The sequence below is a fragment of the Sporosarcina limicola genome (assembly GCF_014873855.1).
Classification (GTDB): Bacteria; Bacillota; Bacilli; order Bacillales_A; family Planococcaceae; genus Sporosarcina; species Sporosarcina limicola.
Window position 1 is genome coordinate 23,645 of record NZ_JADBEL010000015.1, and the last position, 12,617, is coordinate 36,261.

The 12,617-nt window shown below is 38.8% G+C and carries 10 protein-coding genes and 1 pseudogene; 3 read left to right on the plus strand and 8 right to left on the minus strand.

Features of this window, described 5'->3' with window-relative positions; all coding sequences use genetic code 11:
• Positions 1–233 precede the first annotated feature (233 nt).
• Both H4683_RS13235 and H4683_RS13240 read right to left on the minus strand, forming a co-directional pair.
• Positions 234–2,027, minus strand: coding sequence for an SLC13 family permease (locus tag H4683_RS13235; RefSeq protein WP_192599360.1), 1,794 nt, complete (start codon positions 2,025–2,027; stop codon positions 234–236).
• A gap of 173 nt (positions 2,028–2,200) precedes the next feature.
• Positions 2,201–3,892, minus strand: coding sequence for a methyl-accepting chemotaxis protein (locus H4683_RS13240; protein WP_192599302.1), 1,692 nt, complete (start codon positions 3,890–3,892; stop codon positions 2,201–2,203).
• Between the two features lie 242 nt (positions 3,893–4,134).
• On the opposite strand from H4683_RS13240, the gene H4683_RS13245 reads away from it, so the two are divergent.
• Complete coding sequence (locus H4683_RS13245; protein WP_192599303.1) at positions 4,135–4,788, plus strand: potassium transporter TrkG; 654 nt, start codon at positions 4,135–4,137, stop codon at positions 4,786–4,788.
• Positions 4,789–4,874: 86 nt separating this feature from the next.
• Here the strand turns inward: H4683_RS13245 and H4683_RS13250 are convergent, their stop codons facing one another.
• Positions 4,875–6,596 carry a choice-of-anchor I family protein gene (locus H4683_RS13250; protein ID WP_192599304.1) on the minus strand — a complete coding sequence of 574 codons (1,722 nt, stop codon included), beginning with the start codon at positions 6,594–6,596 and terminating at the stop codon, positions 4,875–4,877.
• 240 nt (positions 6,597–6,836) lie between these two features.
• On the opposite strand from H4683_RS13250, the gene H4683_RS13255 reads away from it, so the two are divergent.
• The gene (locus H4683_RS13255; protein ID WP_192599305.1) at positions 6,837–8,309 is read left to right on the plus strand and encodes a catalase; all 1,473 of its coding nucleotides are present in this window, start codon (positions 6,837–6,839) and stop codon (positions 8,307–8,309) included.
• A 185-nt stretch (positions 8,310–8,494) separates the two neighbouring features.
• Here the strand turns inward: H4683_RS13255 and H4683_RS13260 are convergent.
• The 5 genes and pseudogenes from H4683_RS13260 to H4683_RS13280 form a co-directional block, all read right to left on the minus strand.
• Positions 8,495–8,663 (minus strand): annotated as a pseudogene (locus H4683_RS13260) (histidine kinase dimerization/phospho-acceptor domain-containing protein); the annotation flags it as partial.
• A gap of 103 nt (positions 8,664–8,766) precedes the next feature.
• Positions 8,767–9,048, minus strand: a complete 282-nt coding sequence (locus H4683_RS13265; protein WP_192599306.1) for a hypothetical protein — start codon at positions 9,046–9,048, stop codon at positions 8,767–8,769.
• Positions 9,049–9,717: 669 nt separating this feature from the next.
• Positions 9,718–10,833 carry an S-layer homology domain-containing protein gene (locus H4683_RS13270; RefSeq protein WP_192599307.1) on the minus strand — a complete coding sequence of 372 codons (1,116 nt, stop codon included), beginning with the start codon at positions 10,831–10,833 and terminating at the stop codon, positions 9,718–9,720.
• Positions 10,834–11,099: 266 nt separating this feature from the next.
• A complete protein-coding gene (locus H4683_RS13275) occupies positions 11,100–11,261 on the minus strand; it encodes a hypothetical protein (RefSeq protein ID WP_192599308.1) in 162 nt (53 codons plus the stop codon).
• Between the two features lie 233 nt (positions 11,262–11,494).
• Entirely contained in the window at positions 11,495–11,836 is a 342-nt protein-coding gene (locus H4683_RS13280) for a zinc ribbon domain-containing protein YjdM (RefSeq protein ID WP_192599361.1), read from the minus strand.
• A gap of 376 nt (positions 11,837–12,212) precedes the next feature.
• Between H4683_RS13280 and H4683_RS13285 the strand changes: the two genes are divergently transcribed.
• Positions 12,213–12,608 (plus strand): ABC transporter substrate-binding protein, encoded by a 396-nt coding sequence (locus H4683_RS13285; RefSeq protein ID WP_338062470.1) that lies wholly within the window; start codon positions 12,213–12,215, stop codon positions 12,606–12,608.
• Positions 12,609–12,617 lie beyond the last annotated feature (9 nt).

Here is a 12,617-nt window from a genome sequence, read left to right on the forward strand (position 1 = left end):
GCAAGGCGCCGTTTAGATGCGACAGGCATAAGTCGGTCCAGCGACGCGGCGGTCTTTTGCCCGGGAGGGATAGAACTTTATCCCTCCATAGCTGGACTGCTTATGACCCGAGCGTCTGGCGCCTGAAGCCTAGACACTGTTCCATATCAAAAAACATATACTTTTCTTATCTTTTTAATAAAGAGCCAAGTGCTGAAACGGTTTAAATCCGTTCCAACGCTTGGCTCTTTCACTCAAAACGGAAAGAAAATTGGAATCGCAATCATCATTACGACAAACATGATTATTTGAAGCGGGACACCGACTTTCACAAAATCCATAAATTTATAGCCTCCAGCTGTCATAACTAATGCATTCGTCGGAGAAGCAACTGGTGTTGCAAAAGCCATGCTGGAAGCGACGGCTACCGCTATTAAAAACGTATAGGGGCTCACGCCGATACTAAGCGCTGCATTCAATGCTATCGGTGCAAAAAGAACAGCCGTCGCCGTATTGCTAATGAATTGACCGAACACCATCGTTATGAAATAAATTCCCGCAAGCACACCAAACGCGCCGAATCCGCCAAGCATTTGAATGATTCCCTCTGAAAGAATCACCATTCCCCCCGTTTTTTCCAATGCTGTCGCCATCGGTAGCATCGCAGCGATAAGCACAATACTTTCCCAGTTAATATGTCCATAGGCATCATCCATATTGCGTAAACAACCCGTAATAATCATTAATACTGCGCCAATCAGCACCGAAATAACAGCCGGGAACACTTCCAATATCATGAGTGCTACCATTACTATCAGGATAGCTCCAGCAATCGGCGCTTTTCCACTTGCTGCCGCAATACTTGCATGTTCTTTCGGCTGTCCAACTACAACAACGTCTTTTGTCTCTCTTGCAAGCAGTTCAATGGATTCCCAAGAACCTTGTACCAATAACGCATCTCCAAATCGAAGACGCTCTTTTGACATTTCTTTTAACACATACTCCCCTTGCCGATTAATGCTGAGTATATTCAAATTATATTTCTCCCGAAAACTGATGCCACGAACTGTTTCATTGATCAATTTGGAATGTGGAGTCAATAACACCTCTGCAATACCCAATTGTTTCGACACAAGCTCATCTGCATCCGACGCTCCCTTCTCAATCAGAAGTCCAAAGTCCTTCGCAAGCCTCTCCACATTTTCAAAGAGTCCTTGAATATAAAGCATATCCTTCGGTTGAATAATGCTAGTCGGACCTGCCATTTCTTGATAGGTCATTGGCAATAGATTCATGCCCTCTATTGATTTGCGATTGATTTTCAAAATGCATAATTGATAAGTAGCGGGTATTTTTAATTGGCCTAACCGTTTCCCAATCACTTCGGACCCTTCTGGAACACTAACCCGAATTAAATTACCTCCAAGTTTATAATCGATTGCAAGTTGCTTCGGTGAAAGTTGGTGTCCATCTTTCGAACTATTTCGGTTTTCCCCATTTGGAAGCAGTGTATTGCGAATCAAAAACAAGTAAATAATCCCTATAATAACACCGATGATACCAATTGGCGTAATTTCGAAAAAACCTAATTTTTCAAAGCCATGGTCAACAAGCATTTGACTAACAATCAAGTTCGGCGGTGATGCAATCAATGTTAATAGCCCTGAAAAACTAGCAATATAAGATAAAGGAATTAAAAATTTTGATGGGCTACTATTAATGCTAATGGCAACACTTACAACAATCGGCAACATGATTGCGACTGTCCCAGTATTGCTCATAAAAGCACCCACAGTGGCTGCGATGGCAAGTAACAATATGAACAATCTCTTCTCGCTGTCCGCAGAATAGCGCAGAAGTAAATTCCCTGCCTGTTGTGCCAGTCCTGTACGTAAAATCCCCGCTCCAACAATAAATAAGCTAGCAATCATAATAACAACTGAATTGGAAAAACCGACAAGGGCTTCATTCGGATTTAAAATACCTGTAAGTACAAAAGCTAATAGGGCAAGAATCGCGACAAGATCCGCCCGAACGCGATTGCTCATGAATAATAAAATAGTAATACCTAGAATGACAAATGTTAGTATAAGCTGCAATTTATATTGTATCCTTTCTATACGATAGTCTCCTTATTGTAATTCAATATGCCAAAAACGCAAAAAACAGCCACTCCATATGTTTTGGGGTAACTGCTTTTTTCTTAATCAACACTTGACATTTACTTCACTTTGAATATTTTAATTTCATCATTTAATTCTGTAGCTATCTTGGCGAGTCCTTCAATTGTCGAGGCTATCTCCTTGATAATTCTCGTTAAATCATCAGTAGACGCTGACACTTCCTCTGATCCTGCTGATGTTTCTTCGATAATTGCTGAAATGTTTTCAATCTTTCTTTGAACGTCTAATGTATTCATATTAATGCTGTCAAAAACTTCTTTTAGCTGCTGGACATTATCTTCTGTTTCTTGTACTTGCTCAACGATATTTTGCAATGTTTGACTATTTTGTTGGATAACAGCCACTTGTTGTTCGAATTTCCCTAGATTTTTTTCCATTAGCGTAATTGATGTCTGTGTATCTTTTTGTGTTTCATTAATGATATCCGAAATTCGTGTCGTTGCATCTGTCGTTTCTTCTGCTAATTTTCTAACCTCTTCTGCTACGACGGCAAATCCTTTTCCGTGTTCCCCTGCTCGTGCAGCCTCGATTGCAGCATTCAGTGCTAACAAGTTCGTTTGTTTCGAAATACCTTGAATAAACTCAACGATTCCACCAATTTGCTCCGAATGTTTTCCGAGCGCTTGTACGTTTTGTGTAGCTACTTCTATATCGTAAACTGTCTGATTTAAGACAACAATGCTCTTCCCAATACTTTCTTTACCTTCCGTAGCCATAATTGTCGAATTTTTTGCTACTTGAAGCGTATTATCTACTAATGTATTTCCTTTTTCCACACGATTCGCAGTATCTCCAATTGCTTCAAGTATCTGATTTGATTGGCCCGCTTGATGCTCAATCCCACTTGCTATCTCACTCATAGCTGAAGCGATTTGCATCGCTGCCTCTTCTGTTTGCATCGCTCTAGTATCTAAATCCATGCTATTTGTCGTTATTTGATTGGACTGACTGCTAATAGACAGCACTAATGCATTTAATTGGTTCCTCATATGCTCAAATGAAATCCCCAGTTCGCCAATCTCATCCTTTGGAATTCTCACAATCGGCGTTGTTAAATCCCCATTTGCAATTATTTCAGCACTATTTTTCACATCTCTTAGATTAGTCATGATAGAGCGAATTATAAAGAAGCTAATAAAAGCTGTTACAGTGAGTCCTATTACCAAAATAATTACTGTGTATCGTGTATTTGTTTCCGTCCTCTGATGCATTTGATTAATATCTTGATGGAGCTGTTCAATCGTATCATTTAAATAGACGTCTACACTATCATTTATCCCTTCTGAATACGCATCAAATTTAGCCATCAAGACATTTCCCTTTTCAGGACCAAACGCGATGTATGCTTCTGCCATTTCTTTTCCGGTTTCATGGAATTCTTTAAAGGTTTGCTTGAAAGTATCCATTTCTTTATTGCCAATTTTTGATTCCAGTTCCTTTAATTCATTTAACGTCTCATTGAAATCGATTATATATGTATCGGCTACAATAAAACCGTCATCATAGCCTTCTGCTGCTCTTGTCGCACTTATATCTGTGAGCCATTGTTGGACTTGAACGACATCCAATTTTAACCGTTCAGCTTTTAACACTTTTTCGATTGATTCATCCTTAATTCTCTCCATCGTGTTATTGTAGTTATTCATTTGAGTAATCAAATAGACTTGAATACTACCTAAAACAATAAAAACAAATAGAAAAGTTGATATTAACTTACTTTTAATCGTCATTTTCTCTCTCCAGTATTCATTTTTTATAGAAGGCATTCGACCATGGTGAGTGCATTCAATTCACTCAATACAATTGTTTTATATTATAACACAATTATGATAAACGAGTGAATTGCAATGATGAGTACCCTGTCAACACACTAGCCAGCGTAAGAAATACAAGCCCTCCCTCTTTTATAAAATAGGCCTTTCTTCTATTCTACTAAAAAGTTGTTGCCAAGAAAGAAGAGATACTATTATTAATGTTCTCAATTCTAAAATCATTTCTCATGCCTGCTTTTTCAACTATCATTTTGTTTACTCTAAAATTTAATAATATAAATACAATTGGCGACTTTTCATTGTCAGACAAAGTACTCACATCCTATTTCCAAGCCGTTTCTCCACGTACTGCGGGATTCAACACCATCCCAATTGGTGATATGGAGGAATCCTCTTTGTTATATATGATGCTACTTATGTTCATAGGTGGAGGCAGTGCTTCGACAGCTTCAGGAATAAAATTGACGACTTTTATGGTCATTATCTTGGCTACCCTTTCATATTTCAGAGGAATCCGCGAACCTCATTTATTTGGTAAGTCTATTAAAATCGAGATCATATTTCGTTCTTTAGCAATTGCAACGGTCAGTTCAATGGCCGTTTTCGGGTCTTTGTTTCTATTGACTATTACAGAGAAAGCCCCTTTACTGCCACTTGCAATGGAAGTCTTTTCTGCGTTTGGAACGGTTGGTTTGTCGATGGGAATTACCGGAGATTTAAGTCCTCTTGGAGAAGTGATACTATGCGTCGTCATGTTCATGGGTCGTATTGGGCCACTAACCTTGTTCTTTTTATTATTAAGACCCAAAAAAGAAGCTTATCATTTCTCATATGATCAGATTCATACTGGTTAAATCCTCATTTTATCCACATACAAAAAAGCGCCCTGTATAAGAGCGCTTTTTTCCGAATGTAGTATTCGATGCCTTCGCAGCGAAGATTATTTCCCTAGTTTTTTCAGCATAAGTGAAATGACTTTCGCTGCATAAGCCCGGGTAGCGTTTTCTTTCGGGTTAACTCCCCGTTCTATTTTCCCTCCAAATTCATAAACGGCCACTGTCCCTGATATTTCATGAGTCGCAACCAATAATGGCGCTTCGGTTGGGCTTACATCAGCAGGGATGAATTGCAACCCTTCTGGCGACACATCTCCTTCGATGTCTCCGCTGAAATCACGGCTGGAAATCAGAGTAACAAACTTCGCCTCTTGTGGAACAGTGATATCATAGACCATTATCCCGCTGAGCCGTTCGAGGGCGATAAATGCATATCGTTTATCAGCAATCATTCCATGGACCACAGTTTCCGGTTCAGGACCTTTGGATGCGCTTCGTTTATCATAAGATATTTCATCATGAGTAGTGTTGAAATATTTCGGTAAGGCTTCTGCAATGACGCGCTCGAATTCAGAGCCACTATCATATACGAGCTCCATCGTATCTGCATTGAAAATCGAAAAGCTGCGACCACCATATGTATAGAGTGATTCATATTTCCCGTCGACTTTCCCATTTTCCTTCGTAATAGTCGTATCTGCTAGTTCATCCAACAATCCCTCTTCTACAAGTTTGTCTAATTCATCCTGTGTATAACCTTGATAATGATCAGCGTTCAACTTAATTTCATCTTTCACTTTCTTGATTTTAACCTCTTCGGAATAAGCCTCATAATCACGCGAATCTCCTTCATTGGGAGTTAGGATATATGTCGTTCCTTCAACTGTAAATGAATCGATGGCATCAGGCATATAGTAGCCAAGAAGAGGAAGCTTTTCAATCTCGGTTTTGCCGTTTTTCTTCGCATCAAGTTCGTTGCCTGCGATTGAGTGATCTTTGACACCAAGGCCTTTGACATCGATTATTTGGTCCTTTTCAAGATCAACTGCCGCAATTGCATTATTCTCTTGTAACGAAATAAAAGCTTTTTTGCTATCGGGGGAAATGGTGACGTATTCCGGCTCAAGCTGTTGCGCGATCGTCCCTTTTGAAGAGACACGTACCTTATCATCTAGTGATACCTTGTCAAATGTGAGCATTTTAGCGGTGATTACCGCCCCTTTTTTCACCTTTTTTGGAATTTCAATCACCGAGATAGACCCCTCTGGATCTACTAAGTAATCCACGCTTGGTTCCCCTTCATTGGCAACTACAGCTTTTTTACCATCCGGTGTGAATGTGACCATATCAGGTAAGGAACCCACTTGAACTTTCGTTAAAAACTCCCCATCCTTTGTAAGAAATGCAATGTAACCACGATCCGTACTTGGATCACTGACTACCGCCACTGCGATCAAATCATCAGTTGGATGGACAGCTATACTAGTAATATCTTTAACACGATCCATGCCCAAATCCTTCAAATAGACCCGTTTTTTTGATTTAACCTTTGAAAACTTGCCATTTTGCAAATCTGCAAAAGAAAGTATATCAATCCCGGACTCAGCGCCATTTGTTACGAAAGCCTGCTTCGAAATTGGATCGTATGCCAGGATTTCAGTGCCGCCTTTACCTGCGAGACTATCATAGTGCCCAATTTGTGTGATTGGTAATGATGAGCCCTCGTATTGAAAAAATGAAGGCACCTCCGCCATTGCATTTATCGGTGCTCCCGTTGAAAATAAGAGCCCTATCGCAGTTAAACCTGCTATTACTGATTTTTTCATATGTATCTACTTCCTTCCTTTCAATCTACATTTACCTTAGCAAAGGAATGTAAAGTTAGAATGGATAATAGATTAAGATATTGTAAATGGTGAGTGGAGCTTCGGTCAAAGACATACTTTATTGATTAATATAATTACTTAATGATAATAATTATAATCTAATTAGTAGTAATTGATAATTGCATTTGATATAGTAATTAGTGAACACAGCACTTCTACTACATAAGGAGGCGTTTTGAAATGACTAACAATGACAATCATAAGAAATTAACAACAGCAGCGGGTGCACCCGTTGTCGATAACCAAAACTCAATGACCGCAGGACCTAGAGGACCGATGTTATTGCAAGATGTTTGGTTCCTAGAGAAACTCGCACATTTTGATAGAGAGGTTATACCTGAACGCCGGATGCATGCGAAAGGTTCTGGAGCCCATGGTACATTTACCGTAACAAATGATATTACGAAGTATACGAAAGCGAAGATTTTCTCTGAGATTGGGAAACAGACGGAAATGTTCTCCCGTTTCTCCACAGTCGCTGGTGAACGCGGGGCTGCAGATGCCGAGCGGGATATTCGTGGATTTGCCTTGAAGTTTTATACAGAGGAAGGAAATTGGGATCTTGTCGGAAACAATACTCCGGTCTTTTTCTTTAGAGACCCTTTACAATTTCCAGACTTGAACCACGCCGTTAAACGCGATCCACGAACAAATATGCGTAGTGCGACAAACAACTGGGACTTTTGGACTTCATTGCCTGAAGCACTTCACCAAATAACAATCATCATGAGTGATCGTGGAATTCCGAAAACACTTCGGCATATGCATGGGTTTGGTAGCCACGCATACAGCATGATTAATGCTCAAAACGAACGCCATTGGGTTAAATTCCATTTTCATTCCCAACAAGGTATTGAGAATTTGACAGATGCAGAAGCGGGAGAATTGATTGGAACAGATCGCGAATCTCATCAAAGGGATCTATTGAACAGCATTGACAATGGGAATTTCCCGAAATGGAAAATGTATATCCAAGTGATGACGGAAGATGAAGCTTTGGATATGCCTTATAATCCATTCGACCTTACAAAAGTCTGGTATAAAAAAGACTTCCCTCTTATTGAAGTTGGAGAGTTTGAGCTAAATCGAAATCCCGAAAACTATTTCGCTGAAGTAGAACAAGTAGCTTTTACACCTGCTGCAATTGTACCAGGTATCGGCTTCTCTCCTGACAAAATGTTGCAAGGTAGATTATTCTCTTATGGGGATGCGCAGCGTTACCGTTTAGGCGTCAACCATCATCAAATTCCAGTGAATGCTCCTAAATGTCCATTCCATAGCTACCACCGTGACGGAGCAATGCGAGTCGACGGCAATAAAGGCAGTACAGTTCATTATGAACCGAATCGCCATGGCGAATGGCAAGAGCAACCCGATTTCAGAGAACCGCCGCTAAAACTACGCGGTGATGCAGGTCACTACGATTTCCGTGAGGACGATAGCGATTACTTCACACAACCAGGTAAACTATTCAACCTAATGAATGATGACCAAAAAGAAGTACTGTTCGCTAATACAGCCCGGAATATGGGCGACGCTCCAACAGAAATTAAAATCAAACACATTAAACATTGTTACTTGGCCGATCCAGCTTATGGTGATGGCGTTGCAAAAGCACTCGACATTCCGTTGAGTGAAGCTGATGTAAAGTGACAACGGGTGCCTGGCACGGAGACAATTCTGAATCTTATTTATGTCAAATTGCTTAGCTGAAAAATAAATCCCAGGTTTACAAACAACTTTAAATTGTTTGTAAACCTGGGATTTTTGATTATTCATTTATTAATTCCGTAGATAACTAACCCTGCACTATGGACGTTTTTCCGATTTCTTTTGAATACCTGCCTCCGCAGTTTCGTAGATTTCTCATAAGCAATATCGATATAATACCTAAGTTCTACTTCATCTTTATAGTTGTCTTCTATAATAAGCGCCAAGTATAGATGTTAAAGGCGTGCGAAGGTCGTGAGAGACATTGGTTATAAGATTATTTTTTGTTTTCTGAGCACTGTGTTTTTATTGAATTGAACCGATTCAATTCGGATGGTATCAATTGAATAAGGTTACTTTAATCGTTTCATGGACGGTTTTTACTAAAAACTGCTTCCATCTAGCGCACTTCCGAGAAATCAGATTGATATTCTCCGTTTTTATAGTACCTATCATCATGTTTATCTAGCCATACAGATAAAAAGTAGTCGAATTTCTCCAGTGAATCCACTAGGAGCTTTGGTGAAAATTCTCCTCCAACATAATCATAATAAATTGGAGTTTCAACTTTACTTATATCTGCAATTACCGGATTCCCACTCCAACTCGAGATAATAATCCAATTTCTATTCCATTTCATTTCCTTCGATAAATCTTTCCAATATCGAACTATTATTTCCAATATTGCTGGCTCAGTACTTGATAAATACGCTTATGTAAATTCAGGAAAAGCTTCGATTTCGATTGGTGGAGGTAAGACTTCTTTAAGAAAACCATTCGGTTCATCTGGTTATAATGCTTTCACAGGGATGGGACTATCATTGGCTGCTCATGCTACTTTATACACCAAATCTTTTGCAAGTATTCCGGCTTCCCAATTCAAAACGGATGCTCTGGAAATAACTGAGTATTATTAAAATTTCATCAGATATAATCTAGCTTCCGAACTTCATAAAGCTGCAGACTTTTCAGGTGCCCTTGCAACATCTGTCGATATTACCCAAGCTAAACAGACCATGTTAAATGATGGTGCGGTTAATGGGAGCGTTTCCGATAACGCCTTAGGCCTTAGGCCTAAGCTACACTGCAGGAGCAACAGCATTCCTTTATAACTTAGCTTGGACAGGCGATACATCATTTTATAAGAATTAGATCAAGCTGTAGTGAGAGTTGGAGACGCAAAAAAACTTGCTGGTGTATCGGCTATGAGAGCAAGTATGGACTCTGGCCATTCTAACAAACGTTCAGTCTGCTATGGCTCACAGGGTCCTCTCGGGATTCGCAGGTTGCCTAGAACGAGGAATCGCAGATATTACTGATGGAATCTAATAATGATCAGGTGTAGTTTAGATTACTTATATTGCTCTTTGTGTCTTTTTAATGCTTCGTCTCCATGTATTTTTAAAACATAATGCTCTTCAGCCTCTTTCGTTACAATGCTGATACGAGAAGGATCATTCCAATTATCTCCTGCCATATTATCTGCATCCTGTGCTAGTAAAGTGAAAATATCATTTTTCACTTCTGAAAAATCACCTTCAAACCATCGGTCTAATATCTTTTCGAATTCAGAATCTTTTTTGACAAATCGTTTTAAATAAAGAATGTTCTCACGAGCCATTTGGGCTTGCCTTTGTGTTCCTTGCATGGTGGCAGCATAGACCTCGCCATCAGTAATCAGATGGCCTGGTTCGCCGTAAGTAATTTTTTGTCCTATCATACTCAACATCATATTTACTCCCTCATCAAATGATGTTTCGAGGGTTTTATCTGATATATCGCTAAACTGACCTTGAAGTTTTTGTGCAAGCTGATCCTCATTTCCAAGATTCAAAGCGCGGTGAAGAAATACAGCGTAATGCGCACGCGTCACTTTTTCAGTTGGTTTAAACTCCCCTTGATAACCGGTTGTAATACCGTTTGAATATAAAGCGCGTACATGCCGGTTTCCCCAATGAGCTGGCGGTACGTCTTTAAAATCTATTTCTGACTTTATGGATAAATCAAAAGCTAAGTCGATGATTTTAGCCATTTGTACTCGTGTTAAGAAAGCCTCTGGGTTGAAGTTTCCATTTTGATCTCCATCCATGATTCCTGCTCTTTGGACTCTTTGAATGATATCATAGTGAAGATGTGTCTTTTGCACATCCTTAAACTCTTTTGATTGCCTTACTGGTTCAAGTGGTAAAACTCTTGATAATAGGGCAGCTACATGTTTACGGCTAATATTTTCTTCTGGCTTAAATGTACCGTCAGGGTAACCGCTAATATAGCCTAAGTTATGCATTTCATTAATGATTTCAAAATAAGGACTTTCGCTTGATACATCTTTGAATATCCCTTCATGGGAAGTGCTTTTATCTACTTTAGCCGCTTCGACATGATCATTTGCAGGAACAATATAAACTGCTGAAGGAATAGCGACTAGTGCTGTTAGGCTTGCTAAGAATAACTTTTTATTTTTCATACTATACTCCTTTTGATTTTCTTTTATATTAACATGAACACTCATTTTATTTCAAATATATGTTAAAAAAAGAATTTAAACGATAAAGAAGATAAATTTAATTATATTGGAGGGGTGGGGTATTAATGACATTTTCTTCTTAGATTTTGAAGACAAGCATAGATTGGCAAAGCAAAAAAACCAGACGTGTTGATTATGAATAAATTTCCATAAAAAATCGACAAAAAGGAACGCTCTCTTGTAAGATGTAAGTACTACCAAACAATTTACGAGAAGAGGCGCTCCCTATGAAACAGAATACCATATTCCCAAATTTTCTGGATAATCAACACGCCTGTTAATAAAAGTATAAAACTTAAATTCAACTTATATAGATTATCAATCATGCCTAATTCCCAGTAAATAATCGGATATATCGCTGATTTCACTCTAGGAACTCCGAGAGCTTATAGTACTTCGAGAATCATATTTGAAATACCCTCTTGATAACTAGTTCTCAATATAGTTCACTTGGCAAATTGAGAATAAAAGCTATTTAAGTTAACGGATTTCAGCCATTGTCGAGATAAAGCAACGACTAGTATAATCCCTTAAAAAGTTGAACGCCCATTAAGTTACAAACCAACTTTAACGGACGTTCTTGTTATCAATTAATCGAAACTTAGAGCTTTTTAACAAACTCAGATTTTAACTGCATAGCCCCAAAACCATCAATTTTGCAATCAATATCATGATCCCCATCAACCAAACGGATAGTTTTTACTTTTGTACCTACTTTTACGACTGATGAGCTTCCTTTTACTTTAAGGTCTTTAATTACTGTTACTGAATCACCATCATTTAAGACATTGCCATTTGAATCTTTAACAATCCTTTTTTCTTCACTATTTTCAGTTTCCGATTCTAAAGTCCACTCATGCGCACATTCTGGGCAAACAAATACACTTCCATCTTCGTAAGTGTATTCTGAATTACATTTTGGGCAATTTGGCAAGTTTGACATAATTTCATTTCCTCCATTCGTTATTGGTGATTCTAGTGTATAAGGAATATTTACAAACCCCTTACTTACATGTTGCCACAGTCTTCTCGTAATGACAATCATTCCGAAAAGTTCCGGGTATCAGGTTCTCGTTCGATTATAATAGCATCTGCATCCTAGAGTTATGCGCTGTCCAAAAATAATTTATACGTTAACATATTAGGTTCTAAGGCATTATCAAAAAAATAACGAACCAATTTTAACTATATATGTTGAACTATAGAATCCTACTAACAACGCTCGGCGCTTGGGGATGCCTCCCGCGATAAGCCCAGTAGACACCTTCGTTGGAGATCACGGGTATATCCTATGTTCAACTTAACTAAGTATAAAAAAGATTGATACTCTAACAAAAACTAGCATCCAATTCCATCTAAAGGAGCCGAACTTTCTTTTTCCAAGATATTTGTCCAATAAGAAAGCCTCCATTGTGCCAATTGAATTTTTCAAAAGGAGTGAAGAATTCAAAACCCATTCTATTGGTTGTGGCCCCTTCCAATTAATACGTCATGATGAGAATATGATTCGTCTTGATGTCTTTCCAAACTATTACGGGGAGCGTCCATGGTTAGACCATGTAGAAATCATCAAAATACCCCTCTCCATTCATAGTGAAACAAAACATCCCCTGCTGTTGAGAGCACCAGATACATCGTGGAATGAGGTCCTTATTCAGGAAGAAGGAGCTACTTTCATCGCATTCAATTGTTACAAACAATTGGAATTACACTGAATTGAGCGA

What these genes read in the sequence shown, in the direction of transcription:
- H4683_RS13235 (WP_192599360.1), bottom strand. Translation starts at nt 2,027, where the DNA reads ATGAGCAATCGCGTTCGGGCGGATCTTGTCGCGATTCTTGCCCTATTA.
- H4683_RS13240 (WP_192599302.1), bottom strand. Translation starts at nt 3,892, where the DNA reads ATGACGATTAAAAGTAAGTTAATATCAACTTTTCTATTTGTTTTTATT.
- H4683_RS13245 (WP_192599303.1), top strand. Translation starts at nt 4,135, where the DNA reads ATGTTCTCAATTCTAAAATCATTTCTCATGCCTGCTTTTTCAACTATC.
- H4683_RS13250 (WP_192599304.1), bottom strand. Translation starts at nt 6,596, where the DNA reads ATGAAAAAATCAGTAATAGCAGGTTTAACTGCGATAGGGCTCTTATTT.
- H4683_RS13255 (WP_192599305.1), top strand. Translation starts at nt 6,837, where the DNA reads ATGACTAACAATGACAATCATAAGAAATTAACAACAGCAGCGGGTGCA.
- H4683_RS13270 (WP_192599307.1), bottom strand. Translation starts at nt 10,833, where the DNA reads ATGAAAAATAAAAAGTTATTCTTAGCAAGCCTAACAGCACTAGTCGCT.
- H4683_RS13280 (WP_192599361.1), bottom strand. Translation starts at nt 11,836, where the DNA reads ATGTCAAACTTGCCAAATTGCCCAAAATGTAATTCAGAATACACTTAC.